This window comes from Isoptericola luteus (genome assembly GCF_020297055.1).
Taxonomy (GTDB): domain Bacteria; phylum Actinomycetota; class Actinomycetes; order Actinomycetales; family Cellulomonadaceae; genus Isoptericola; species Isoptericola luteus.
The window spans coordinates 285163-310418 of the sequence record NZ_JAIXCQ010000002.1; the positions used below are offsets into that span (position 1 = coordinate 285163).

The 25256-nt window shown below is 75.1% G+C and carries 25 protein-coding genes and 1 riboswitch; of the genes, 13 read left to right on the forward strand and 12 right to left on the reverse strand.

What is annotated here, in order from left to right; translation table 11 throughout:
• Window positions 1-26: 26 nt before the first annotated feature.
• A complete protein-coding gene (locus LEP48_RS04270; RefSeq protein ID WP_225564339.1) occupies window positions 27-521 on the reverse strand; it encodes a GNAT family N-acetyltransferase in 495 nt (164 codons plus the stop codon).
• Window positions 522-582: 61 nt separating this feature from the next.
• Here LEP48_RS04270 and LEP48_RS04275 point away from each other — a divergent pair, with 61 nt between their 5' ends.
• Entirely contained in the window at window positions 583-1047 is a 465-nt protein-coding gene (locus tag LEP48_RS04275; protein ID WP_225564340.1) for a hypothetical protein, read from the forward strand.
• 42 nt (window positions 1048-1089) lie between these two features.
• Here LEP48_RS04275 and LEP48_RS04280 read toward each other — a convergent pair whose 3' ends face one another.
• On the reverse strand, window positions 1090-1572 hold the full coding sequence (locus LEP48_RS04280) for a DUF456 domain-containing protein (RefSeq protein ID WP_225564341.1): 483 nt from the start codon (window positions 1570-1572) through the stop codon (window positions 1090-1092).
• A 40-nt stretch (window positions 1573-1612) separates the two neighbouring features.
• Window positions 1613-1984: a hypothetical protein gene (locus tag LEP48_RS04285; protein WP_225564342.1), complete on the reverse strand. Its 372-nt coding sequence runs from the start codon at window positions 1982-1984 to the stop codon at window positions 1613-1615.
• Between the two features lie 385 nt (window positions 1985-2369).
• On the opposite strand from LEP48_RS04285, the gene LEP48_RS04290 reads away from it, so the two are divergent.
• The 4 genes from LEP48_RS04290 to LEP48_RS04305 are packed head-to-tail and all read left to right on the forward strand — an operon-like array spanning window position 2370 to window position 7079.
• Window positions 2370-4103, forward strand: coding sequence for a nitrite/sulfite reductase (locus LEP48_RS04290; protein WP_225564343.1), 1734 nt, complete (start codon window positions 2370-2372; stop codon window positions 4101-4103).
• Window positions 4100-4957, forward strand: a complete 858-nt coding sequence (locus LEP48_RS04295; protein WP_225564344.1) for a phosphoadenylyl-sulfate reductase — start codon at window positions 4100-4102, stop codon at window positions 4955-4957. The genes LEP48_RS04290 and LEP48_RS04295 overlap by 4 nt, the downstream gene beginning before the upstream one ends.
• Window positions 4958-4974: 17 nt before the next feature.
• Window positions 4975-6255 carry a uroporphyrinogen-III C-methyltransferase gene (gene cobA / locus LEP48_RS04300; protein WP_225564345.1) on the forward strand — a complete coding sequence of 427 codons (1281 nt, stop codon included), beginning with the start codon at window positions 4975-4977 and terminating at the stop codon, window positions 6253-6255.
• Between the two features lie 56 nt (window positions 6256-6311).
• Window positions 6312-7079 (forward strand): sirohydrochlorin chelatase, encoded by a 768-nt coding sequence (locus tag LEP48_RS04305; RefSeq protein ID WP_225564346.1) that lies wholly within the window; start codon window positions 6312-6314, stop codon window positions 7077-7079.
• On the opposite strand, the gene LEP48_RS04310 is transcribed toward LEP48_RS04305, so the two are convergent.
• Both LEP48_RS04310 and LEP48_RS04315 read right to left on the reverse strand, forming a co-directional pair.
• The gene (locus tag LEP48_RS04310) at window positions 7037-7651 is read right to left on the reverse strand and encodes a LuxR C-terminal-related transcriptional regulator (RefSeq protein ID WP_255640662.1); all 615 of its coding nucleotides are present in this window, start codon (window positions 7649-7651) and stop codon (window positions 7037-7039) included. The genes LEP48_RS04305 and LEP48_RS04310 overlap by 43 nt on opposite strands.
• A gap of 71 nt (window positions 7652-7722) precedes the next feature.
• Entirely contained in the window at window positions 7723-9039 is a 1317-nt protein-coding gene (locus tag LEP48_RS04315; protein ID WP_225564348.1) for an ATP-binding protein, read from the reverse strand.
• A gap of 137 nt (window positions 9040-9176) precedes the next feature.
• On the opposite strand from LEP48_RS04315, the gene LEP48_RS04320 reads away from it, so the two are divergent.
• Together LEP48_RS04320 and LEP48_RS04325 are read left to right on the forward strand one after the other, a co-directional pair.
• Entirely contained in the window at window positions 9177-10667 is a 1491-nt protein-coding gene (locus LEP48_RS04320) for a PspC domain-containing protein (RefSeq protein WP_225564349.1), read from the forward strand.
• Window positions 10664-11263: a hypothetical protein gene (locus LEP48_RS04325; RefSeq protein WP_225564350.1), complete on the forward strand. Its 600-nt coding sequence runs from the start codon at window positions 10664-10666 to the stop codon at window positions 11261-11263. The genes LEP48_RS04320 and LEP48_RS04325 overlap by 4 nt, the downstream gene beginning before the upstream one ends.
• Window positions 11264-11292: 29 nt before the next feature.
• On the opposite strand, the gene LEP48_RS04330 is transcribed toward LEP48_RS04325, so the two are convergent.
• A complete protein-coding gene (locus LEP48_RS04330; RefSeq protein ID WP_225564351.1) occupies window positions 11293-12045 on the reverse strand; it encodes a hypothetical protein in 753 nt (250 codons plus the stop codon).
• 133 nt (window positions 12046-12178) lie between these two features.
• On the opposite strand from LEP48_RS04330, the gene LEP48_RS04335 reads away from it, so the two are divergent.
• A complete protein-coding gene (locus LEP48_RS04335) occupies window positions 12179-13354 on the forward strand; it encodes a glycosyltransferase family 4 protein (RefSeq protein WP_225564352.1) in 1176 nt (391 codons plus the stop codon).
• Between the two features lie 118 nt (window positions 13355-13472).
• Here LEP48_RS04335 and guaA read toward each other — a convergent pair whose 3' ends face one another.
• From guaA to thiE, 4 genes are all read right to left on the reverse strand, one after another.
• A complete protein-coding gene (guaA, locus tag LEP48_RS04340) occupies window positions 13473-15053 on the reverse strand; it encodes a glutamine-hydrolyzing GMP synthase (protein ID WP_225564353.1) in 1581 nt (526 codons plus the stop codon).
• 51 nt (window positions 15054-15104) lie between these two features.
• Complete coding sequence (locus tag LEP48_RS04345; RefSeq protein WP_225564354.1) at window positions 15105-15821, reverse strand: OmpA family protein; 717 nt, start codon at window positions 15819-15821, stop codon at window positions 15105-15107.
• A gap of 2 nt (window positions 15822-15823) precedes the next feature.
• A complete protein-coding gene (locus LEP48_RS04350; RefSeq protein ID WP_225564355.1) occupies window positions 15824-16507 on the reverse strand; it encodes a hypothetical protein in 684 nt (227 codons plus the stop codon).
• Window positions 16508-16726: 219 nt separating this feature from the next.
• Window positions 16727-17407 carry a thiamine phosphate synthase gene (gene thiE / locus LEP48_RS04355; RefSeq protein ID WP_422723794.1) on the reverse strand — a complete coding sequence of 227 codons (681 nt, stop codon included), beginning with the start codon at window positions 17405-17407 and terminating at the stop codon, window positions 16727-16729.
• A gap of 13 nt (window positions 17408-17420) precedes the next feature.
• A riboswitch (TPP riboswitch) is annotated at window positions 17421-17524 on the forward strand.
• Here thiE and thiO point away from each other — a divergent pair.
• The 3 genes from thiO to LEP48_RS04370 all read left to right on the forward strand — a co-directional run bounded on the left by thiO (window position 17515) and on the right by LEP48_RS04370 (window position 19855).
• Complete coding sequence (gene thiO, locus LEP48_RS04360; protein ID WP_225564357.1) at window positions 17515-18795, forward strand: glycine oxidase ThiO; 1281 nt, start codon at window positions 17515-17517, stop codon at window positions 18793-18795. (Overlaps the previous riboswitch by 10 nt.)
• The gene (thiS, locus tag LEP48_RS04365) at window positions 18792-19028 is read left to right on the forward strand and encodes a sulfur carrier protein ThiS (RefSeq protein ID WP_225564358.1); all 237 of its coding nucleotides are present in this window, start codon (window positions 18792-18794) and stop codon (window positions 19026-19028) included. Before thiO ends, thiS begins: the two co-directional genes overlap by 4 nt.
• An 8-nt stretch (window positions 19029-19036) precedes the next feature.
• On the forward strand, window positions 19037-19855 hold the full coding sequence (locus LEP48_RS04370; RefSeq protein ID WP_225564359.1) for a thiazole synthase: 819 nt from the start codon (window positions 19037-19039) through the stop codon (window positions 19853-19855).
• 162 nt (window positions 19856-20017) lie between these two features.
• On the opposite strand, the gene LEP48_RS04375 is transcribed toward LEP48_RS04370, so the two are convergent.
• Together LEP48_RS04375 and LEP48_RS04380 are read right to left on the reverse strand one after the other, a co-directional pair.
• Window positions 20018-21217, reverse strand: a complete 1200-nt coding sequence (locus tag LEP48_RS04375) for a ThiF family adenylyltransferase (RefSeq protein WP_225564360.1) — start codon at window positions 21215-21217, stop codon at window positions 20018-20020.
• Window positions 21214-21624, reverse strand: a complete 411-nt coding sequence (locus tag LEP48_RS04380; protein ID WP_225564361.1) for a DUF3817 domain-containing protein — start codon at window positions 21622-21624, stop codon at window positions 21214-21216. Before LEP48_RS04380 ends, LEP48_RS04375 begins: the two co-directional genes overlap by 4 nt.
• A 64-nt stretch (window positions 21625-21688) precedes the next feature.
• On the opposite strand from LEP48_RS04380, the gene LEP48_RS04385 reads away from it, so the two are divergent.
• Both LEP48_RS04385 and LEP48_RS04390 read left to right on the forward strand, forming a co-directional pair.
• Entirely contained in the window at window positions 21689-23467 is a 1779-nt protein-coding gene (locus LEP48_RS04385) for an ABC transporter ATP-binding protein (RefSeq protein ID WP_225564362.1), read from the forward strand.
• Window positions 23464-25212, forward strand: a complete 1749-nt coding sequence (locus LEP48_RS04390) for an ABC transporter ATP-binding protein (protein WP_225564363.1) — start codon at window positions 23464-23466, stop codon at window positions 25210-25212. Before LEP48_RS04385 ends, LEP48_RS04390 begins: the two co-directional genes overlap by 4 nt.
• Window positions 25213-25256 lie beyond the last annotated feature (44 nt).

Consider the following 25256-nt stretch of genomic DNA (forward strand, 5'->3'; position numbering starts at 1 on the left):
CGGAGGTCACCCGATTTCCCGTGCGGCTACCGGCGGTGCAGCCGCATCGGCGTGTGCGGGATGTCGTCCTCGAGGTACTCCGGGCCGTCGGGCACGAACCCGAACGTCCCGTACCAGCGGGTCAACGGCGACTGCGCTCCGAGCACCACGTCGGCCCGTGGCGCCGCCGTCGTCGCGGCGTCCAGCGCCGCCTGCATCAGCGCGGCCGAGGCGCCCGTCCCCCGCGCGTCCGGGTGGCAGGCGACGCGCCCGATCCGCTGGACGTCCCCGTCGTCGAGCACCCGGGCGACGCCGACGACGCGCCGCCCGCCGTCCCCGTCGTCGAGCAGCACGACGTGGCGGGTGCCCGGCTCGAGGTCGCGGCCGTCCAGGTCCCGGTAGGCGCAGTCCTGCTCGACGACGAACACGTCCTGCCGCAGCGCCCATGCCTGGTACGCGGTCCGCGCGTCCAGCTCGTCCAGCGTCGCGACGCGCACCACCCACCGGTCGTCGCGCTGCTGCCGCGGGTCGTGCTGGTTCATGGTCTCCTCCGAGGTGCCGTACCTGCCGCAGACACCCTAGGCCCGGCGCTAGTCTTCGGCCGTGACGATCCCCGCGCGCATCGGCGCGCTCCTGCTGTGCGGCGTGGCCGCGCTCACCCTGTCCGCCTGCACGACGGACGCCCCCGCCCGTGAGGCGGGCGAGGGCACCGACCTCGTCGGGGCGGTGTCCATCTCCTGCTCCACGCCCGACGGGCTGACCGTCGCCGTCTACTCGGTCACCCGGCCCGCGGAGGGCACACCCGACTTCGGCCCGGTGTGGGAGCTCTCGGCCCACTACCCGACGTGCGAGGCCACGACCGAGGCGCCCGCCACGAGCGAGGCGGAGGTCGCCGCCGTAGGCGACGGGGCCGAGAGCGGTCACGTGTACTCGAGGTGCGCGTCCAACGAACCCACGGCACCGGACGTCGTCGGGCCGGTCGTGCTCGCCCCCGGCCAGGAGCTCACCGCGGCCGCGCTGCTGGCACTGTGCCCCGACCACCCGCAGGCGTCGTCGTGGCAGGGATGATGCCCCGCCACGTGCCGTGCCCCCGAACGGACCTCGGCGACGTCAGGTGAGGATCAGCCCCGCGACCCAGGCGAGGGTCGCGACGAGGCCGCCGGCGAGCTGGACGCCGATGGTGATGGCGGTCGCCTGGAGGGCGGCGACGGTCGCCCGCCATGCCGCACGCCCGTCGCGCCGGCGCGACAGCTCGACGAGGTAGACCGCGCCCGCGAAGAAGAGGAACAGGCCGACGACCGGCACGACGAAGAACCCGACCAGGCCCGCCACCCCGGCGAGCGCCAGCGTCGACCAGGGGACGTCGGCCCGCCGCATGTGCTTGCCCGCGAGGAGCCACTGGCCGAGCTCGGCCAGCACGATCGCGACCGCGGCGACGGCGAAGCACGTCCACGCCGTCGGGCCGCCCGTGACCCAGGCCCACACGAGCACCGAGCCCAGCACGAGGACGTTGCCCGGCAGCACCTGGACGACGATCCCCACCAGCCCGACGGCGATGCCCAGGCCGACGAGGACCTCGCCGAGGAGGCTCATCCGCGCGCCCGCCGCACGGCACGCGAGGGCGAGCCGGTCGTCACCAGAAGACGGCGATCAGGATGTTGACCAGCGTCAGGGCGCCGATCGAGTGCTTGAGCCCGGGCGCGACGGCACCTGTCCCGTTGTCACCCTTGGAGCCCTGGCGCTTGGCCACGAACGCGAGCACGGTGATGATCAGCGCGATCGTCAGCTTGACGCCGATCTTGGCCATGCTCGGGCCGCCGTCGCCCCACAGGTCGCTCATCTCCGCGACGCCCACCATGAGCACGCCGGCCACCAGGGCCGTCGCCGCGCCGTGGAACACCCCGCGGTACAGCCCAGGGCTGGTGATCGACGCGATGTACCCGCCCAGGACGATCGCCCAGCCGAGGAAGTGCAGCACGAGCAGGGCGTTGTAGAGGATCTCCATGCGCACAGCCTAGCCGCGCACCGGGAAGGTTACCGACAGGCGTCGGCAACCTGGGCCGGGCCGGGGCGCCCGCGCCGCCTCGCCGACGCGCGTCCATATGCTGGTCCCACGATGTGGACCTGCCCTCGCGCACCTGCGAGGACGTCGGCTACGGTCAACGCCATGACCACGGCCGCGCACCAGGACCTCGTGACACGTCACGAGACGTCGGCGTGCGCCCACACGTGCAGCTGTCTGTGCCGCTGTCGCTGATCGCGCCCCACCTCAGCCCGTCCGCCTGACCGCGGAGCTGAGCACCGGCGCGCGCCGTCGGTCCTCGGCCCCTTCCTGCTGAGCTGCTCGTCGTCGCGCGTCCCCGCCCCCGAGGACCACGAGGAACTCCCAGATGACCACGCAGACCACCGCACCTGCCGCCACCGACACGGGCGCCGCCCCGTCCCGAGTGCGCCCCTCCCGTGCCGGCAAGCCGAACGGGCAGTGGAAGGTGGACGGCACCACCCCGCTGAACCGCAACGAGGAGGTCAAGCAGGAGGGGCCGCCGCTGGCCGTCCGTGAGCGCATCGAGACGATCTACGCCCACCAGGGCTTCGACTCCATCGCCGACGACGACCTCCACGGCCGCTTCCGCTGGTGGGGCCTGTACACCCAGCGCAAGCAGGGCATCGACGGCGGCCGCACGGCGACGCTCGAGCCGCACGAGCTCGAGGACCGATACTTCATGCTCCGGGTGCGCTCCGACGGGCAGGCGCTGACGCCCGCGGCCCTGCGCGTGCTCGGCGGCATCTCCACCGACTTCGCCCGCGGGTCGGCCGACATCACCGACCGGCAGAACATCCAGTACCACTGGGTCGAGATCGAGGACGTGCCCGAGATCTGGCGCCGCCTGGAGAGCGTCGGCCTGGAGACGACCACCGCCTGCGGCGACTCCCCGCGCGGGTTCCTGGGCAGCCCGGTGGCCGGCATCGCCGCCGACGAGATCATCGACCCCACCCCCGTCCTCCTGCGGATCAAGCAGCGCTTCCTCGGTGACCCGGACCTCGCCGACCTCCCCCGCAAGTTCAAGACCGCCGTCACCGGCCACCCCAGCCTCGACGTCGTCCACGAGATCAACGACATCTCGCTCGTCGGCGTCGTCCACCCGGAGCTCGGCCCCGGCTACGACCTGTGGGTGGGCGGTGCGCTCTCGACGACCCCGCGCCTCGGCGAGCGTCTCGGGGCGTTCGTCACCGCGGAGCAGGCGCCCGACGTCTGGCACGGCGTCATCCGCATCTTCCGCGACTACGGCTACCGCCGGCTGCGCAACAAGGCGCGCCTGAAGTTCCTCCTGGCCGACTGGGGCACCGAGAAGTTCCGCGACGTCCTCGAGACGGAGTACCTCGGGTACCGCCTGCCCGACGGCCCGCCGCCCGCGCCGGCGACCCGGCCCGGCGACCACGTCGGCGTCCACGAGCAGAAGGACGGCCGGTTCTACGTCGGTGCCGCGCCCGTCGTCGGCCGGGTCGGCGGGGGCACCCTCACCGGGCTGGCCGACCTCATCGAGCGCGTCGGCGCGGACTCCGCCCGGCTCACCGCCCACCAGAAGATCGTGGTCCTCGGCGTACCGGCGGACCGCGTGGACGAGCTCGTCGCCGGCCTGGAGCCGCTCGGCCTCACGGCCCGCCCCAGCCTGTTCCGTCGCTCGACGATCGCCTGCACCGGCGTCGAGTTCTGCAAGCTCGCCATCGTGGACACCAAGGACACCGCCGCCGGGGTCATCGCCGAGCTGGAGCAGCGGCTCGGCGGCCTGACCGACCGCCTGGAGCGGCCGATCGAGCTCAACGTCAACGGCTGCCCCAACTCCTGCGCGCGCATCCAGACCGCCGACATCGGCCTCAAGGGACAGATCATCACCGTCGACGGCGAGCAGATGCCCGGTTTCCAGGTGCACCTGGGCGGCGGGCTCGTCGGCGAGGGCCGTGACGCCGGTGGCCTCGGGCGCACGGTGCGCGGCCTGAAGGTCCCCGCCGACGAGGTCGCGGACTACGTCGAGCGGCTGGTCCGGCGGTACGAGGCGGACCGCGACGGCGACGAGACGTTCGCCCAGTGGGCGCACCGGTCCGACGAGGACGTGCTGCGGTGAGCGCCATCCAGCTCGCCGACCCCGTGACCCTCGGCGCCACCACCTCCGTGACCGGCGGCGAGCGCCTCGCCCGGGTCCGGGAACGTGCGGCCACGCGCGAGCGCACCCGCATCGAGCGCCGCGCCGCCCGCGCGTCCCGGCAGCGCCGCAGCCTCACCGACCTGCGGCACGTCGTCGAGCGCGGGCAGGCACAGCTCCACGCCGACGGCGACCGCCCCGAGGCCACGGCGCAGGAGGTCATCGCGTGGGCCGTCCGCGAGTTCGGCCCCTGGCTCGCGGTGGCGTCCTCCATGCAGGACACCGTGCTGTCCCACCTGGTCTCCCGCCAGCTGCCGTTCGTCGACGTCCTCTTCGGCGACACCGGCTACCACTTCGCCGAGACGCTCGGCACCCGGGGCGCCGTCGAGATCGAGATGGACGTCGACGTCGTGGACGTGCTCCCCGAGCTGACGGTGGCCCAGCAGGACGCCGAGCACGGCCCGCGCCTGCACGAGCGCGACCCCGAGGCCTGCTGCGCGATGCGCAAGGTCGCCCCCATGCGGCAGGCGCTGCAGGGGTACGAGGCGTGGGCCACCGGCGTACGTCGTCGCGAGACCGCGGCGCGCGCGAACGCCCCGCTCGTCTCCTTCGACGAGCGCAACGGCGTCGTGAAGATCAACCCCCTGGCCGCGTGGACCGACGAGCAGGTGGCCGAGTACTCGCGGCGGCACGGCCTGGTCGTCAACCCGCTGCTGGACGACGGCTACCCGTCGGTCGGCTGCGAGCCGTGCACCCAGCGCGTCGAGGCCGGCCAGGACTCCCGGGCGGGACGCTGGGCCGGGCTGGACAAGTCCGAGTGCGGGCTGCACGGATGAGCCGGAAGGTGTCCACCATGCACGAGACCTACCCCCTGGGGCTGCGGGTCGCCGGCCGCCTCGTCATCGTGGTCGGCGGCGGCCCCGTCGCGCTGCGCCGCGTGCGCGGCCTCCTCGCGGCCGGAGCGCGGGTGCGGGTCGTCGCGCCCGACGTCGTCCCCGAGCTCGCCGCGCTGGTTGCCGCGGGCGTCGTCGAACGCGCGACGCGCGGCTACTGCGACGGCGACCTGGACGACGCGTGGCTCGTGCACACCGCCACCGGCGACCCTGTCGTCGACGCGCGCGTGGCCGCCGACGCCGAGCAGCTGCGCACGTTCTGCATCACGGCCTCGTCCGCGGGGCTCGGCAGCGCGTGGGTGCCCGCGGTCGCCCGCACGCGGGTGGACGACGACGGACCGGCGCGCACCGCGGGCGAGGTGACCGTCGCGGTCACCGCGCACCGGGACCCCCGGCGTGCCCAGCGGGTGCGCGACGCCGTGGCGGCTGGCCTGGACGACGGCACCCTGCCGTTGCGGCGCGTCCGGCCGGACGTGGAGCCGCGCGCGGGGCGCGTCGCCCTCGTCGGCGGCGGCCCCGGGTCCGCGGGGCTGCTCACCACGCGCGGACGCCGCCTGCTCGCGACGGCCGACGTCGTCGTCGTGGACCGGCTCGCCCCCCGCTCGCTCCTGGCCCGGCTCGGCAGCGACGTCGAGGTGATCGACGTCGGCAAGTCCGCCGGCCACCACCCGGTGCCGCAGGAGCGGATCTCGGAGCTGCTCGTCGAGCACGCCCTCGCCGGGCGGGACGTCGTGCGCCTCAAGGGCGGCGACCCGTACGTCTTCGGGCGGGGCGGCGAGGAGCTCGAGGCGTGCCGCGCGCACGGGATCGAGGTCGAGGTGGTGCCGGGCGTCACCTCGGCCGTGTCGGTGCCCGCCGCGGCCGGGATCCCCGTGACGCACCGCGGCGTCGCCCACGGCTTCAGCGTGCTCACGGGGCACGACGGGATCGGGGAGGTGCCCGGGGGGACGGACCACACCGTGGTGCTGCTCATGGGTGTCACCCGCCTCGCGGACACCGCCCGTGCGCTCGTCGCGGCCGGACGCCCGACCACGACGCCGGTCGCCGTGGTGGAGGACGGCTTCGGGCCGCGCCAGCGCACCACCGTGGGCACGCTCGCGGACATCGCCGCGCGGGCGGCCGCGGTGGGCGTGCGCGCCCCCGCCGTGACGGTCGTCGGCGACGTCGTCCGCCTCAGTCCGGCATGGCCGGGGCAGGACGACGCGCACAGGGCGGCCGCGCCCGCCGTGAGGACCTCGTGACAGGGGTTCACCTCCGCGCAACCGTCCCGGCCGACCCGTCCCCTAGCGTGGTGCGCATGGACGTCGCACCCGCTCTGCTCGCCGTCTCGCACGGCACGTCGTCGGACGCCGGAGCCGAGGCCGTCGCCACCCTGGTGGAGGCGGTGGCCGCCCGGCTGGCCCCGGCTGCCGGCGCGGGGGTGCCCGTCGAGGTGCACGCCGGCTTCGTCGACGTCCAGCAGCCTGACGTGCCCACGTGCCTGACGGGGCTCGTCGGCCGGGCCACCGTCGTCGTGCCCCTGCTCCTGTCGGCCGGTTTCCACGTGCACGTCGACCTGCGGGACGACGTCGACGCCGCGCTCGCGCGGGGCATGGACGTCACGCTCGGCGGCGCCCTGGGACCGGACGACCGGCTCGTGGACCTGCTCGCACGGCGCCTGGACGAGGCCGGCCTCACGGACGACGACGTCGTCGTGCTCGCCGCGGCCGGGTCGAGCGACCCGCGGGCCGTCGCCGACTGCGAGGCGACCGCGGCTCGGCTCGCGGAACGCCTGCGCCGCGACGTGCCCGTCGGGTACATCGCCAACGCGGACCCCCGGGTGCACGAGGTGGTCGGCGCGGCCCGGGCCGCCCACCCCGGGCGGCGCGTCGTCGTGGCGTCCTACCTGCTGGCGCCCGGGTTCTTCGCCGACCTCGCCGCGAGGGCGGGGGGCGACGTGACGACCCCCGCGCTGCTCGTGGCGGACGACGACGCGCCCGCCGAGCTCGTCGACGTGGTGCTGGACCGCTACCGCGCGGCGGCTCAGAGCAGGCGGCGCGCCGCCGCCCAGCGGGTGAGCTCGTAGCGGCTGGAGAGCTGCAGCTTGCGCAGCACCGCGGAGACGTGGGTCTCGACCGTCTTGATGGAGATGAACAGCTCGCTCGCGACCTCGCGGTAGGAGTAGCCGCGGGCGATGAGCCGCATCACCTCCTGCTCGCGCTTGGAGAGTCGGTCGAGCTCGTCGTCCGCCACCGCGACGTCGCCCGCCGCTGTGCCGAACGCGTCCAGCACGAACCCGGCGAGCCGCGGCGAGAACACCGCGTCACCGCTCGCGACCCGCACCACGGCGCCCGACAGGTCCGACGCAGAGATGTTCTTGGTGACGTATCCGCGCGCACCCGCCCGGATGACCGCGACGACGTCCTCCGCCGCGTCCGAGACCGACAGGGCGAGGAAGCGGGTGCCCCCCAGCAGGTCGGCGCAGCGCTGCACCACCTCGGCCCCGCCACCGCCGTTGCCTCCGGGCAGGTGCACGTCGAGCAGCACGACGGGCGGCCGGTGCTCGTGGACGACGGCGACCGCCTGGTCGACGTCCGCGGCCTCCCCCACGACGCGCACGCGCTCGTCGAGGCTCGCGCGCACGCCCGTGCGGAACATGTGGTGGTCGTCGACGAGGACGACCGGCACGGGGCCGGACGCGGGGGCGGGGGTGGCGGTGTCCGGGGTGGTCACGGGCGGGCTCCTTCGGGGCTGTCGGCGGGTACGGCGGTCGGGGAGGTCCCAGGGGTCGAGGGGGCTTCCGGCGGCGGCTCGGTCGCCGCCCGGGGCATGCGCAGGCGCACCTCGGTGCCCCACCCCGGCCGGCTGGTCACGCCGGCGGTACCACCCCGGCGCCGGACCCGGCCGAGGATGGACTCCCGCACGCCGAACCGGTCGGGGGCGATGTCCTCCATGTCGAAGCCCTCGCCGCGGTCCCGCACGAAGACCTCCACGGCGTCGTCGGCCACCTCCAGGTAGACCGTGACGGGCGGGCTGCCGTGCACCACCGCGTTGACCAGCGCCTCGCGCGCCGCCTGCAGCAGCGCCTGCGTCTCCTCGGTGGGCACGCAGTCGCCCACGACGACGGTCTCGATCTCGACGGCGCGGCCGTCCTCCACCTCGCCCACGAGGTCGCGCAGCTCGGCCGCCAGCGACGTGCCCGGGGCGGTGCGGTCCGTGTAGAGCCACTCACGCAGCTCCCGCTCCTGGGCGCGGGCCATGCGGGCGACCTCTTCGGGGTCGTCCGCGCGGGCGCGGATGAGGGCGAGGGTCTGCAGCACGGAGTCGTGCAGGTGGGCCGCGATGTCGGCCCGCTCCGCCTCACGGGCGCGCGCCGCGCGCTCGTCGCCGAGCTCGCGCACGAGCCGCAGCCACCACGGCGCGAGCATCAGGGCCGCACCGGCCAGCACCGCCAGCGACGCTGCCGCCGCCTGCAGCAGCACCGGCAGCGGCGCGTCCTGCCCGATGAGGAGGAGCACGCCGACCATGACGAGGATGACGCCGCCGGCCAGCCGGAGGACCAGCGCCGAACGCCGTCCGCCGCCCCGCCCCAGGTCCCGCTGGGCCGCATCGAGCTGGCTCCAGGCCAGCGCGAGCCCGCCCACGGCGACGAGCACCGGGAGCACCCACGACGCGCCCAGCTCCCAGCCGAGCCGCACCGCCACCAGGAGGAAGGCTCCCGCGATGAGGGCCACGCCGATCGCGATGTCGCGGATCGGCAGGGACGACACGGAACCCTGCAGCCGCAGCCGGGGCGCCAGCCGCTGCAGCGACGACTGGCCCGCGTCCGCCGCGGCCGTCCGCGGGTCGCCCGCGGGGACCGTCACCCACCAGAACACGTACGCGAACCCGCCGGCGCCGCCCGCGAGCACGAGCACGAGGAAGCAGATCCGGACCAGCACGACGGGTAGCCCCAGGTGCGCGGCGAGGCCCGCGGCGACGCCACCGAGCAGCCGGCCCTGGGGGGGCCGGCGCAGCGGGAGCCGGGGCGCACGATCGGTGGTCACGGCATCGATCCTGACACGCCGGGAACACCCTCGGGGGCGTATCGCCAGGGATTCAGGGTCCGCTCCCCCAGGGTTTCAGGGTCGGCTCAGGGCAGCACCCGATGCCGAGCGGGCGCCGTTCTTGCCAGCATGGAGCCATGACCACCGACGACCACAACCCCCCGACCGGGGGCGACGCGCCGCCCACCGGCGGCCCCACGCCCCCGCCCCAGCGCAGCGGTGACGGCTTCTTCGACTCCGTCCGCCGCCTCGGCCTCTACCGCTCCGACGACCGCTGGGTCGGCGGTGTCGCCGGAGGCCTGGCGCAACGCTTCGGCCTCGACCCCCTCCTGGTGCGGGGCCTGCTCGTGCTGAGCTTCTTCCTCACCGGCGCCGGGATCGTCGTGTACGCCATCGCCTGGGCGCTCCTGCCCGAGCAGCGTGACGGCCGGATCCACCTCCAGCAGGCGGTCCGCGGCGACTTCGACGTGGCTCTCCTGGGCGCCGTCGTCGCGCTCGTCGTCGGGATCGCCTGGAACGGCGGGGTCGGCTGGTGGTCGGGCTACTTCGACTGGGTCGACGGACTGATCTGGATCGCCGTCTGGGTCGCGATCGTCTGGGTGATCGTCAAGCTCGTCCGCAGCCGCCGGCCGCGCACGACGCCGCCCGCCCGCCCGGGCTACGGCCCCGTGCCGCCGCAGCCCGGCCCCTGGCAGACCGGGCCCTCGCAGACCGGACCGTCGCCGGCAGCGCCCGGCGACCCGCACTTCGTGCCCGCACCGCCCGCGCCGTACCTCTCGACGCCGGCGACGCCCGCACCGTACCCGACGACGTACCCGGCGACGCCGCCCCGGGGTGCGGCGACGGCCTCCGCGCCGTATCTCTCGGCGCCCGTGGCGTCACGGCCCACGCCGCTGCCCGCGCCGGCAGCTCCGCCGCTGCCCCCGATGCCCGTGCGCCGCGGCCCCGGTGCCACAACCGTCGGAGTCGTGCTCGGTCTCGTCCTGCTCGGCGGGGCGCTGCTCCTCGTGGCCGACCGCATGGGCGAGCTCGACCTGCCGCTGTGGCCCACCTGGCTGGGCGTCTCGATCGTCGTCCTGGGCCTCGGGATCGTCGTGTGCGGTCTGCGCAGCCGCAAAGGTGGCGGCCTGACGTTCCTCGCCGTCGTCGCGGTCATCGCGGGAATCCTCACCTGGCCCCTCGCCGGCGGACCGGACCCGTGGGACTGGTGGGACGTGTCGGACGACACGGACGCGCCGGGCACCACCATCAGCAACGGCACGGTGGTCCCGCGGACGATCGAGCAGGCCGAGGACGGCGTGCAGGTGTCCTTCGGCAGTGCGGTCGTCGACCTCACCGAGCTCGACCTCGACGGTGTGTCCCCGGGGGATCCGGTCGTCGTCCCGATCTCGATGACCGCAGGCAGCACGACCGTGCTCATTCCCGACGGCGAGGCCGTCGCCGCGGACGTGAACGTCCGGGCCGGCAACGCGAACTGGCGGGTGGACGACCAGGAGCAGTCCGTCAACACGTTTACCGACGCCCCCGCGCGGTTCACGACCCAGGAGGTCAGCGGTGCGGACACCATCGTGCTGCTGCTCGACCTCGACGTCCGCGCCGGCGACCTGACCATCAAGGAGACCCGATGAGCGACGACAAGCCCACGACGCCCCTGCACCGCGACGGGTCGGAGGAGGTCGACGAGACGCAGGCCCTCCCCGCGGCCGACGAGACGCAGGCCCTCCCCGCGGCCGACGAGACGCAGGCCCTCCCCGCGGCCGACGAGACGCAGGCCCTCCCCGCGGCCGACGAGACGCGGGCGCTCCCCGTCGCCGGGCCCGACGACCCGCTGTCGGTCTTCGACCGGCCCGATCCCCGACCGTCCGGCGAGCCCGCGCCGTCGGTCGGCGCTCCGCCCTTCGACCCGGGCCGGTCCACCGAGCGGTCCTCCGCCCCTGCCTCACCGCTCGACCGGGCACCGGCACCGGCTTCGGCCCGCTCGGACGAGCCGGCCCGCACCGCTCCGGTCAAGCCCCCGGTGTCCTCGGGACCGCGGTCCAGCACGATCGTCTGGGGTTTCCTCGTCGTCGCGTTCGGCGTCGGGCTGCTCGCCAACGCCGCGGGCGCACGGATCGACATCGAGCTGGCCGCGATCGTGCTGCTCGCGGCGGCGGGCGTGCTGCTCGTCGTCGGTTCGGCGGTCAGCGCGCTCCGGCGGCGTCGCCAGGGGGCGCCCACCCCCTGAGCGCGGTCGGGTCGGCGACCTGACTCCCCTCAGGCCGTCGGCCCGGTCTCCGGGCTGCGCGTGGACCCCGGCGCCGAGGCGTCGGGGTCCGCCTGCGTCGGCTGCTCCGGTGCCGGGGTCCGTGTCGTGGGCGTGTCCGTCGTCCGGGCCGGCATCGCCGTCGTGCTTGGCGTCCGCGTCTCCGGTGCCGGCGCTTCCGCCGTGCGGTACGACGTCCGCGAGGGCGGCGGCGGGGTCGGCTCGGCGGGGCCGTTCGGCGTCGCGGTGGTGTCGGCATGACGCGGGGCGGTCGAGAGGTCGCCCTGCGAGCTCAGTCCCGGCCCTTCGACCGAGACCTGCGGCCCCCCGGCCAGCTTGCGCAGGGCCACGCCGACCAGGATGAACAGGAGGCCGATGCCGACGACCAGAGCACACACCCCGAACGCGACGACCGACGTGAACAGGGACGCCCGCAGGAACGACGCGTTCATGACGCTCGCGCGGAGCGGGTCGTCCTGCGGCAGCTCCGCGTACGTCTGGCCGCCCGCCATCTCCTTGGCGTGCATGTCGATGACGTCGGCCTGCGCGTAGGCGGTCAGCGGGCCGGTGACGGACTGGCCCGCGAACATCCCGCCCAGGAGTGTGGAGTCGTCCGCCACCGTGATGTTCTCGTTGGAGAGGGTCATGGCCACGACGGCCCAGACCACGACCCCCGCGATGATCAGCACGATCCCGGCGATGATGGAGAACAGACCGATCCCTCGGACGCCCCTGGTGGGCTGGATCGTGACCGTGCTTGACATGGGAGGCACCTTCCGTGGACGCGGGACGAGCGGACCAGGCACTTCTGAGGCTCACGGTAGTCCGATCGCTACGGCGAGTCGCGGCGAACGTGCAGGCTGCGGATACCTGGCCCGCAGGTGGAAGGATGTCCCGGTGCGCATCACCCACGTGTCGGACTCCTACCTGCCCCTGCTCGGCGGCATCGAGACACAGGTCGCCCGGCTCGCCCGCCGGCAGGCGGACGCCGGTCACGACGTCGAGGTGATCACGACGACGCCCGCCCGGCCCGGCGCGCACGGCATCACGACCGGCCGCGGCGACGACGGCGTCACCGTGCACCGCGTCGCCGCGCGGGTCCCTGGCGGCTACCCGGTCCACCCCCGCTCCACCCGCCACGTCCGGGGCCGGCTGCGCGCCGCCGACGCCGAGGGCCGACGCCCCGACGTCGTCCACCTGCACATGGGCGTCCTCGCGCCGACGACACAGGCAGCCCTGCGGCCGGTCACCCGCCTGGGGCTCCCCGCCCTGCTCACCGTCCACTCGGTCTGGGACGGCTGGGAGCGCGCGTTCGCCGCGCTCGACGGCGCCGCACGCTGGTCGGCCTGGCCGGTGCAGTGGTCCGCGGTGAGCGAGCTGACCGCGGCGCCGCTGCGCCGGATCGTGGGGCGCCGGCTCGGTGCCGCCGAGGCCGACGCCCGGGTGTCCGTGCTCGGCAACGGCATCGACGTCGACGCCTGGCGCCTGCCGCGCACGGAGCGCGGCGACCGGGCGGAAGGCCACGAGGTGCACGTCGTGTCGGCCACCCGGTTCGCCCCCCGCAAGCGGGTGCTGCCGATGCTCGAGGCGATCGCGGCCGCGGCCGGGCGCGCCCCCGGCGCCCTGGTCGCGACGATCGGCGGTGACGGACCCCAGCTCGCCGAGGCCCGGGCGTGGGTGCGCGACAAGGGGCTGTCCGACGTCGTCCGCCTGGTCGGCCGGCTGAGCCCGACGGAGCTCAAGCGCCTCTACGTGCGGGCCGACGTGTTCGTCGCGCCCGCCGTCCAGGACGCGTTCGGCATCGCAGCGCTGGAGGCGCAGGCGGCCGGGCTCGCCGTCGTCAGCCGGTCACAGTCCGGGGTCGCGGAGCGGCTGGTCGACGGCCGTGACGCCCTGCTGGTGGACGACGACGACGCGATGGCCGACGCCCTCGTCCGCCTCGCCCGGCAGCCGGACCTGCTCGACGCGATCATCGCCCACAACCGGACGGCAGACCTCGCGACGTCCTGGCCGCGCGTCCTCGCGGACACCGAGGCCGCCTACCGCCGCGCGGCAACCCTCACCCAGCGCTGAGCGAGTCCCACCTCACCCACGAGGCAGGGTGGGACGGGGCGTCGTTCGTGAGAGCCGAGCGAGGAACGAGCGATTCATTCGAACGAACGACGCCCCGTCCCACCCGAGAACCCCAGACTCACTCCCACTCGATCGTGCCCGGCGGCTTGCTCGTCACGTCGAGCACCACGCGGTTGACCTCGGAGACCTCGTTGGTGATACGGGTGGAGATCACCGACAGCACGTCGTAGGGCAGGCGCGTCCAGTCGGCGGTCATGGCGTCCTCGGAGGAGACCGGCCGCAGCACGACGGGGTGCCCGTAGGTGCGGCCGTCGCCCTGGACCCCGACGGAGCGGACGTCGGCGAGCAGCACCACCGGGCACTGCCAGATCTCACCGTCGAGGCCGGCCTTCGTCAGCTCCTCGCGGGCGATGGCGTCGGCCTTGCGGAGGGTCTCCAGGCGCTCGGCGGTGACCTCGCCGACGATCCGGATGCCGAGGCCCGGGCCGGGGAACGGCTGGCGCGAGACGATCTCCTCCGGCACGCCCAGCTCGCGGCCCACGGCGCGGACCTCGTCCTTGAACAGGGTGCGCAGGGGTTCGACGAGCTCGAACGTGAGGTCGTCGGGCAGGCCGCCCACGTTGTGGTGGCTCTTGATGTTGGCAGCGCCCTCGCCGCCGCCGGACTCGACGACGTCGGGGTACAGGGTGCCCTGCACGAGGAAGCGGACCTCTTCGCCGTGCGCGCCGGCCTCGGCGACGATGTCGCGCTGGGCGTCCTCGAAGACACGGATGAACTCGCGCCCGATGATCTTGCGCTTGGTCTCCGGGTCGCTGACGCCCGCGAGCGCCGTCAGGAAGCGCTCCTTCTCGTCGCGCACGATCAGGCGCACGCCAGTGGAGGCGACGAAGTCGTTCTCGATCTGCTCGACCTCGCCGGCGCGCATCAGGCCGTGGTCGACGTGCACGCAGGTGAGCTGGTCGCCGACGGCCTTCTGGACGAGGGCGGCGGCCACGGCGGAGTCGACGCCACCGGACAGGGCGCAGATGACGCGCGCGTCGCCGATCTGGGCACGGATCGCGGCGACCTGGTCGGCGATGACGTTGCCGGCGGTCCAGTCGGGCGCGAGCCCCGCGCCCTCGTACAGGAAGTGCTCCAGCACCGTCTGCCCGTGCGCGGAGTGCTTGACCTCGGGGTGCCACTGCACGCCGTAGAGGCGACGGCCGGAGTCCTCGAAGGCGGCGACCGGCGAGCCGGAGGACGTCGCGAGCACCTCGAAGCCCTCGGGTGCCGCGTGCACGGCGTCGCCGTGGCTCATCCAGGTGGTCTGGTTCGCGGGCGTGCCCGCGAGCAGCACGCCGGCCGAGCAGACCTCCACCTCGGTGCCGCCGTACTCGCGCGAGCCGGTCTGCGCGACCGTGCCGCCGAGCGCGCGGGCCATCGCCTGGAAGCCGTAGCAGATGCCGAGCACGGGCACGCCCGCCTCGAACAGCGCCGGGTCCACGAACGGGGCGCCCGCGGCGTACACCGACGACGGCCCCCCGGACAGGATGATCGCGGCCGGGTTCTTCGCGAGCATCTGCTCGGTCGTGAACGTGTGCGGCACGATCTCGGAGTAGACCTTGGCCTCGCGCACGCGGCGCGCGATGAGCTGCGCGTACTGCGCGCCGAAGTCGACGACGAGAACCGGGCGGGGCTGGGTGGTGGCGGGGGACGTCACCGGCACATCCTAGCCGCCGCGCCCTGCCGCCCTTTCGCGCCCCGAGGCCCGCTACCCGGTGGGGTAGGTCACCTCGACGCGCCGGTTGAGGGCTCGTCCGGCAGGGTTGTCGTCGCCCTCCACCTCGTTCGCCGCGACGGGGTCGGACTCGCCGTGACCCTCGACCTCGAGCGTGAGGTCGGGGCGCGCGTCCGACAGCACGTCGGCGACGGCGTGCGCGCGCTTCTTCGACAGGGTGAGGTTGCGGGCGTCCGAGCCGATCGCGTCCGTGTGCCCGTCCACCCGGACCGTCGCGTCCTGCGGGACGTCCCCGGCGAGGTCGGCGACGGCGGCCTCCGCCTCAGCAGTCAGGGTCGCCTCGCCGAAGTCGAACAGCAGGTCGGAGGTGAGCGTCACGACCGTGTCGTCCTCCTCCTGGCGCTCGGTCTCGAGCACCGTGGTGGAGTCCTCGGCACGCAGCACGAACGTCGAGTCGTCGGTACGCAGGTCGTGCGTCGCGTCGTCGGCGGCGAGGTCGATGACGGCGGCCGCGCGCATGGTGTCCGTGATCGTCGTGTCCTCGATGCGTGCGCGGTCGGCGGCGAGGTCCTCCGCCGCGTCCTCGACGAGCGTCGGGTCCGGCGTCCGGTCGCCCGGCGACGACGTCACGCTCGGGTCCGCCCCGCTCACGACAGGTCCGGCCGCGCCTGCCGCCCCTGCAGGACCGGCGGCACCGGCGACGAGGAGGACGGCGACGGCGACGGCGGCCGCGCCCCGGTGACGACGCACCGTCACTTCTGGGCCCCGTCGAGGTAGGTCACCGTGGCGTCGGTGAACAGCGGCAGGCCCTCCCCCGGCGCGACGTCGACCGTGGCGGGCTCGCCCTCCGGCGCCGGCAGGATCGCCCAGGCCTCGATCGTGCCGTGGTTGGGGAACTGGAAGCCGATGTTCTCGAGCGGCGAGACCAGCATCGACTTGGAGCACTTCAGCCGCTCCAGGCCCGCGTCGCCGGCGCTCGCCGTGTCCGGCTGCCAGGCGCCGTCCGTGCAGTACGGCTTGTAGGCCTTCAGCGCGCTGCGGTCGGTGACGGTCGTCGCGGGGACGACGCCCAGGTCGTAGTAGCTGGCCCCGGCGTCGGCCGGGGCCTCGTCGTCGTCCCAGCGCAGCGCCCAGCGCACGGTCATGTTCTCGCTGCCCACCTCCACGGAGCGCAGGGTGACGGTGACCTCGCCGCCCCAGGAGTCCCCGCTGCCGTGCGGCGTGGCCATCGTCTGCTCGCCCATGACCTGGTCCGCGACCGACGCCGTGCCGGGGTCGGCCGCGCCACCGCCGGCCTGGTTCGTGGAGGTGCCGCTGCCCTTCCCGCCGTCGTCGGCGGTGTCCTCGCCGCCGCCGGTGCAGCCGGCGAGGAGGAGCGTGCCCGCGAGGGCGATAGCGGCGGCGCTACGGGCGCGCGTGGTCCACGTGGACGTCATGGGGTCTCCGGGATCTGGGAACGGGCGTGACGGCCCGGTGCACGGGCCGGCCCCAGCGTGGCACACCCCACCGACGGCGCACAGCCTGCGCACATGGGGAGGACTGCCCGTCTCAGGCGGCGACCGCACAGCGATCCGGTCGCAGTTCGGCGGCAGCTCAGGCAACTCGGCGGCAGCTCGTCGGCGCCCAGCCGGCGACCTGGCGGCCGCCGCACGGACTCAGCCCAGCCGTTCGCGCAGCTCCCGCGCCGCCCGCTGCGGGTCCGCGGCCTGCGTGATGGCCCGCACCACGACCACGCGCGTCGCCCCGGCGGCGAGCACCTCGTCCAGGCGCCCGCCGTCGACGCCGCCGATGGCGAACCACGGGGTGGCGGGCCGGCTCGCGGCGACCTCGCGGAGCAGGTCGAGGCCGACCGCAGCCCGCCCGGGCTTGGTGGGCGTCGCCCACAGCGGGCCGACGCAGAAGTAGTCGACGTCCGGGTCCGCCTCGGCGGCGGCCGCCTGCGCGGCGGAGTGCGTCGAGCGGCCCAGCACCGGGTCCGTGCCCAGCAGCGAGCGCACCGCGGCCACGGGCAGGTCGCCCTGGCCCATGTGCACCGCGGGCGCGCCGACCAGGCTCGCGACGTCGGCCCGGTCGTTGACCGCCCACAGCGCGCCGTGCTCGTCGGCGACGCGCGCGACGAGGTCCTGCAGCTCGAGCTCGCGGGCCACGTCGAGCGTCTTGTCGCGGAGTTGGACGACGTCGACGCCGCCCGCGAGCGCCGCGTGCAGGAAGTCCGCCAGGTCGCCGCGCTCCTCGCGGGCGTCGGTGCACAGGTACAGGCGCGCGGCGGCGAGCCGGGCGCGCGGGTCGGGGCCAGGGGTGCTCACCTGCCGGAGCGTACCCACCCGCTCGGTCATCGGCGGCGTAGGGTGACCGCAGCACGGGAGCCCACACCGGGGCTGAGAGGGCGAGGGACGCCGACCGTCGAACCTGATCTGGGTCATGCCAGCGAAGGGAGCACATCATGCACGTGCCCGAGCAGCGGGAGCTGCCGGCCCGCGACGTCGTCGTGGTCGGCGGCGGGATCGTCGGCCTGTCGGTCGCTTGGCGTGCCGCACGCGCCGGGCTGACCGTCACCGTGCTCGACCCGTCGCCCGGCGACGGCGCGACGCACGCCGCGGCCGGCATGCTCGCCGCCGTGACCGAGGCGGACTTCGGCGAGGAGCACCTGACCCGACTTAACCTCGCGTCCGCCGCGCGCTGGCCGGCGTTCGCCGCCGACCTCGCCGCCGCGAGCGGTCAGGACGTCGGGCTGCAGCGCCGCGGCACCCTCGCCGTCGCGTACGACCGCGACGACCTCGCCGTGCTGCGCCGCGTGCTGGCCCTGCACCGGCGCTGGGGCCTGGCCTCGGCCGAGGTCCCGGTCGCCGAGGCGCGGCGGCGCGAGCCGTTCCTGGGCCCCCGGCTGGCCGGGGCCGCGCTGGTCGACGGCGACCGCGCCGTCGACCCGCGCGCCGTGCACGCCGCGCTGACCCGTGCGCTCGTTCACGCGGACGGTCGAGCGGGCAGTCGTGCGGGCGGCGGCGCCCTCGTGCGCCGGGCCGCGGTACGTCTGGAGCAGGACCACGCGGGCCGCGTGGTCGCGGTGCACGACGACGCGGGCGGGCGTCACACGGCGGGCGCGGTCGTCCTGGCGACCGGCACGCCCCGGGACGACACCCTGCTCGACGGCGTCCCCGGGGTGCGCCTCCCGGTGCGTCCGGTCAAGGGCCTGACGCTGCGCCTCGACGCCGGGCCCGGGCTCACGCCCGAGCACGTGGTGCGCGGCATCGTGCAGGGTCGGCCCGTGTACGTCGTGCCGCGCCCGGCGGGCACCGGGACCGGGCCCGGCAGCGGGCCGGAGCACCGGGAGGTCGTCGTCGGCGCCACGAGCGACGAGCGTCCCGACGACCGGCGGGCGGAGGCCGGCAGCGTCTTCTCCCTGCTGCGCGACGCCCGAGCCCTGGTCCCCGGCCTCGACGAGGCGGCGCTCGTCGACGTCACTCCCCGCGCCCGGCCCGCCACCCCGGACAACCTGCCGCTGATCGGCGCCACCGCCGTGCCCGGGCTGCTCGCCGCCACCGGGCACGGGCGCAACGGCGTGCTGCTCGCCCCGCTCACGGCGGACGCCGTCCTCGCGGCCCTCACCGACGGTGGAGTCCCCCTCCGCCTGCCCGCCGACGCCCCCGCCGACCTGCTCGGCGCCGCCGACCCGCGGCGCTTCGCGACCACCACCCGACGCGCCCCCGAAGGAGCACCCGCGTGACGACCGCACCGACCGCCGTCGTGAACGGCGAGACCTACCCGCTCGACGGGCCGCACGGCGACGGCGTCGAACAGGTCGTCGCCACGCTCGTCCCCGCGTTCGTCGCCGACGGGACGGTGCAGGGCATCGCCGTCGCGGTGAACGACGCCGTCGTCCCGCGCGGCCTGTGGGCCGCCACCCGGATCGCGCCCGGCGACCGGGTCGAGATCGTCGCCGCCGTCCAGGGCGGCTGAGGAGGAACATGTCCACCACGCACGCCGAGACGCCCGCCGAGCCGCTCGTGGTCGCGGGCGTCACGATCGGCTCCCGCCTCGTCATGGGCACCGGGGGCGCCGCCAACCTCATGACGCTCGAGGACGCGCTGGTCGCCTCCGGGACCCGGCTCACCACCGTGGCGATGCGCCGGGTCGCCGTCCGGCCGGGGGGCGCGGGAGCCGACGACGGCGGCATCTGGGGGCTGCTCGCGCGGCTCGGCATCCGCGCGCTGCCGAACACCGCGGGCTGCTTCTCGGCGTCCGAGGCCGTGCTCACCGCCCAGCTCGCGCGCGAGGCGTGCGGCACCGACTGGGTCAAGCTCGAGGTGATCGCCGACGACGTCACGCTCCTGCCCGACCCGCTCGGCCTCGTCGAGGCGGCCGACCAGCTCGTGCGCGACGGGTTCGTCGTGCTGCCGTACACCAACGACGACCCGATCCTCGCCCGCCGGCTCGAGGACGTGGGCTGCGCCGCCGTCATGCCCCTCGGAGCCCCGATCGGCACCGGGCTGGGCGTGCTCAACCCGCGCAACATCGAGGCGATCGCCGCCGCCGCCGCCGTGCCGGTGATCCTGGACGCGGGCGTCGGCACGGCGTCCGACGCCGCCCTCGCGATGGAGCTGGGCTGCGACGGCGTGCTGCTCGCCACCGCCGTCACCCGAGCCGCCGACCCGGTGCGCATGGCCCACGCGATGCGTCTCGCCGTCGCCTCCGGGCACCTCGCCGCCGGGGCGGGACGCATCCCGCGGCGCGAGGGCGCACTGGCGAGCTCCTCGCCCGACGGGCGTCTCGACCTCGCCCTCTGACCCGCCCTCCCCGCCGAGACAGGGAGCACCCTCGCCGAGATAGAGAGCACCAGGGCGCGAGATAGAGAGGGCACCGGGCCGAGATAGAGACCCCCGACCGACGAGATAGTGCGAAGAGCTATCTCGTCGGCCGGGGGTCTCTATCTCGTCGGTCCCGGGTCTCTATCTCGCGGCGATGAGGGCAGGCGCTCCGCCGTCCACGGAGCGCGCGTCGATGCCGACGGCCCGCACCACGTCCGCCACGCGGGCCGACCGCGCGCCCGCGGCGCACACCAGGAGCACGGGCCGGTCCGCGGGCAGCTCGGCCCGCGCGGCGTCCGCGCCGTCCGGCCCCAGGAACACGCCGCTCGGCACCAGGTGCGACCCGGCCAGCGGGAGCAGCCGCGCCTCCCACTCCTCCCGCACGTCGACCAGCGCGACCGTGGGGTCGCCGGCGAGCAGGTCGGCGGCGTCCCGGGCGGACACCGCTGCGGGGCCCAGCCCCGACGACGACGGCACGGGCAGCCCGCAGAACGCGGCGTACGCGGCGTCGTCCGGCAGCAGGGCGACGACCGGCTCCCGCGTCGGGTCCGGGCGCACGGTGAGCTGGCGCCACGTGAGGTCGAGGGCGTCGTAGACGGCGATGCGGCCCAGCAAGGTGGTGCCCGCGCCGGTGATCAGCTTGATCGCCTCGGTGGCCATGACCGACCCGACGGTGCCGCACAGGGCACCGAGCACGCCGCCCGTCGCGCAGTCGGGCACGGTGCCCGCGGGCGGGGGCACCGGGAAGACGTCGCGGTAGGTGGCGCCGCGCTCCCGGGAGCCGTCGGCCAGCCGCGGCGCGCCCCAGAAGACGCTCACCTGGCCGTCGAACTGGTGGATGGCGCCCCACACGACCGGGACGCCGAGGATCTCCGCCGCGTCGGAGACGAGGTAGCGCGTGGGAAAGTTGTCCGCGCCGTCCAGCACGACGTCGTACCCGCCCACGACGTCGAGCACGTTCTCGGGGGTGAGCCGCACCGGGTGCGGCACGACGTGCACGTCGGGAGCCAGGTCCGCGAGCCGGTCCCGGGCGGACTCCACCTTGGGCCGGCCGAGGTCCGCGGTGCCGTGCACCACCTGGCGCTGCAGGTTGGTGACGTCGACGACGTCGTCGTCCACGACGCCGAGGGTGCCGACCCCCGCGGCCGCGAGATACTGCAGCGCGGGGCTGCCGAGCCCGCCCGCCCCGACGACGAGGACGCGCGCCGCACCCAGCCGCCGCTGTCCCTCGACGCCGACGCCCGGCAGCGGCAGGTGCCGGGCGTACCGGGCCAGGCGCGCGGCGTCGAGCTCGGCGCCCGGAGCGACGAGGGGGGCGAGGGCCGGGCCGTCGGTCGTCATGCCGCGTACCGCTGCTCCAGCGCGCGGAGCTTGGCCTCGGCGTCGGCGTGCACGCGCTTCTCCAGGACGAACGACATGACGGGGACCACGCCCGCGAAGACCATGGTGGCGAGGCGGCCGAAGCGCCAGCGCATCTTGGACCACAGGTCGAACACGGTGACGAGGTACACGACGTAGATCCAGCCGTGCGCGTACGGGACCCAGCCCAGGTAGTCGATGACCGGCTGCACCTCGACGACGTACTTGAAGAAGAGCTCCAGGCACAGGATCAGCAGCATCACACCGGTGAGGATCGCCATGAAGCGGTAGCGCGACATCGCTCCGCGGGCCTTGCGGATCGCGGTGGCGGCCTGCTCGGAGGTGGCCTGGCCCTCGGCCGGCACGGGGTTCTGCTGTGGCGTGGTCACCTTGGCATCGTAGTGAGAAAAATCCGGTGCCCGGTGTCGGTAGGCGTGCCTAGGCTTGACGACCGTGCGCCCCCTCCCCCCGCCCGACCCGGGCACCCCTCCGCTGACGTCGCCCGCCCGGCTCCTGGCCTGGCAGGCCTGGCGTCAGCGCGACGTGCTGGCGAAGTCGCTGGTGGTGGGCGTGGTCGTGATGCTCGCCCAGGCCGCGTCGCCGCTGCTCCTCGGGCGCGCGATCGACGACGGGCTGAGCCACGGCTTCGGTCCCGAGCTCTTCGCCTGGTGCGGCGCGATGCTGCTCGCGGCGGCGGTGATCGTCGGCGGCGGCGTCTACAACCACGTCTGGGACGTCGAGAACTGGGTGCGCGCGTCGCTCGCCTTCTCTCAGCTCATCGGCCACAAGTCCTCCCGTGCGGGGCACGCCCTGACCCGCAAGCTGCCCACCGGCGAGGTCGTGGCCGCGGTCGCGAACGACGCGCTGCGCGTGGGCGACATGTTCTCCATGGCCGGCCGCTTCACCGGCGCCGTGCTCGCGTACGTCGCCGTCGTCGTCGTCATGCTGTCCCAGCACGTGCAGCTCGGCCTCGTGCTGGCGCTCGGCGTGCCCGTCGTGGCGGCGGCGCTCGGGCTGCTGGTCAAGCCCCTGCAGTCGCGTCAGCTCACGCAGCGGGAGGCGACCGGCCGCCTGACCTCGCTCGGCTCGGACACCGTCTCGGGTCTGCGCATCCTGCGCGGCATCGGCGGCGAGGAGGTCTTCGCCGGGCGGTACGCGCGCCAGTCGCAGGAGGTGAGGCGCCAGGGCGTGCGGGTCGCGGGGCTGCAGTCCGTCCTGGACGGTTTGCAGGTGCTGCTCCCCGGCCTGCTGGCCGCGCTCGTGCTGTGGCTCGGCGCCCGGGCGACCGTGCGCGGCGAGATCACCGCCGGGCAGATGGTGACCTTCTACGGCTACGCGGCGTTCCTCGCGTGGCCCGTGCAGATGGCCACGCAGATGCTGCAGATGGTGATCCGCGCGGTGATCTCGTCCCGCAAGGTCCTCGACGTGCTGCGCGTCACCGAGGCGACGCCGTCGCCGGCCGTCCCGGTGCCCGCGCCGCCCGCGGAGGCCGAGCTGGTCGACGAGACCAGCGGGCTCGTGCTGCGCCCGGGCCGGGTCGTGGGACTGGTGTGCGCCGACCCCGACGTCTCGGCCGCCGTCGCGACCCGCCTCGGCAGGCTCGACGACGACGCCGAGGCCGGCACGCCGGTGCGCCTCGGCGGCGTGCTGCTCGCCGACCTCGACAAGGAGGAGCTGCGTCGTCGGGTCGTCGTCTCGGAGGCGACGCCGCACCTCTTCTCGGGCGTGCTGGGCACCGAGCTCGACGCCCGCGGCCGCGCCACCGAGGCGGAGCTGCTCGCCGCGATGCTCACCGCCGACGCGCAGGACGTCCTCGACAGCGTGCCCGGCGGCCTGAGCGGCGAGCTGCCCGAGAAGGGCCGGTCGCTCTCGGGCGGCCAGCGGCAGCGGCTCGCGCTCGCCCGCGCGCTGCTCACCGAGCCGGAGATCCTCGTGCTGGTCGAGCCGACCAGCGCGGTCGACGCCCACACCGAGGCCCGCATCGCCGAGCGGGTGTCCCTCGCGCGCCGCGGCCGCACGACGCTCGTCGTCACGGCCAGCCCGCTCGTGCTCGACCACCTCGACGAGGTCGTGCTGCTCGACGGCGACGGCCGCGTCGCGACCTCCAGCACGCACGCCGCGCTGCTCCGGCGCACCGACGCCGACGGCGCCGCGTACCGGGACGTCGTGGGCCGCAGCATGGCCGAGGACGACGCCGCACCCGACGAGAGCATGGAAGGGGCCGCACGATGAGCACGCCGTCGAACCAGCTGCCGATCGCCGGGCGCCCCGAGGTCAACCGCACGGTGGGCCGGCTCTTCCGCCGCCACCGCGGCCAGCTCGGCGGCGTCGCGACGCTGCACACGCTCGCGGCCCTGGCGGGCCTGGTCGGGCCGTTCGTGCTCGGCCGCATCATCGACGAGGTGGCGGGCGGCACCACGATCGGCGCCGTCGACCAGCTCGCGCTGATCCTGCTGGGCGCCGTCGTCGCGCAGGCAGTCGTGACGCGGTACGCGCAGCGGCTGTCCATGGTGTTCGGCGAGCGGGTGTTCGCCGAGCTCCGCGAGGAGTTCATGGACGCCGTCACCCGGCTGCCGCTGTCCACCGTGGAGAAGGCCGGCACGGGCGACCTCGTGGCCCGCACCACGAACGACGTGAACAAGCTGCAGCACGCGGTCCGCTTCGGCGTCCCACGGGTGCTCGTGTGCGTCGTGACCATCACGCTGACGCTGGTGGCGTCGTTCCTCACCTCCCCGCTCGTCGCGCTCGGGCTCGTCACCGGGGTGCCGCTGATCGTCGTCGCGACCCGCTGGTACCTGCGGCGGGCCACCCCCGGCTACCTGCGCGAGTCCGCCGCCTACGCCGCGATCAACGGCTCCATCACGGAGGCCGTCGAGGGCGCCCGCACGACGGACGCCCTGCACCTGGGCGCCCGGGTCCGCCGCCGCGTCGACCGCGACCTGCGCGAGGCGTTCGACGCCGAGGCGTACACGCTCGGCCTCCGGCTGCGGCTCATCCCGTCGCTCGACGCCGCTGTCGCGGTCGCGCCGATCGTCGTCGTGCTGTGGGGCGGCTGGCTCGCGTCGCAGGGCACGGTGAGCATCGGCGCCGTGACGACCATCGCGATGTACGGGTACCAGATGGGCGGGACGGTGTTCGATCTCGTCTTCTGGCTGGACGAGATGCAGGTCGCCGCGGTCGCGCTGGCCCGGGTCGTCGGCGTCGGGCTGGTAGGCCCGGACCGCGTCACCGGTACCGCCGTCCCGGCGTCGGAGGAGGTGCGTGCCCACACCGTGCGGTACGCCTACCGCGCGGGGCACGACGTGCTGCACGGCATCGACCTCGACCTCGCGCCCGGCGAGCGGCTTGCCGTCGTCGGGCCGTCCGGGGCGGGCAAGTCGACGCTCGGCCGCATGCTGGCCGGCATCCATCCGCCCACCGGCGGGTCGGTCACCGTGGGTGGTGTCCCCCTGGTCGAGCTGCCGCTGGAGGACCTGCGCACGCACGTCGCGCTGGTCACCCAGGAGCACCACGTGTTCGTCGGGACGCTGGCGGAGAACCTCCGGCTGGCCGACACGTCCGCCTCCGACGAGGCGCTGTGGAACGCGCTGGACGCCGTCGACGCCACCGGGTGGGTCGGGGCGCTCCCCGATCGGTTGGCCACCGAGGTCGGCTCGGGTGGGCACACGCTGACGCCCGCGCAGGCGCAGCAGGTGGCGCTCGCGCGGCTCGTGCTGCTCGACCCGCACACCCTCGTCCTCGACGAGGCGACGTCTCTGCTCGACCCCCGCGCGGCCCGGCACCTGGAGCGGTCGCTGGGCGCCGTGCTCACCGGGCGCACGGTGGTCGCCATCGCGCACCGGTTGCACACCGCGCACGACGCCGACCGCGTGGCCGTCGTCGACGGCGGGCGGATCACCGAGATCGGCCCGCACGACGAGCTGGTGGCCGCCGGGGGCGACTACGCGAAGCTCTGGCAGAGCTGGCAGCACGAGTAGCCCCGCGAGATCGAGGTATCTCGCGAGTTGTCCACAGGGCCCCA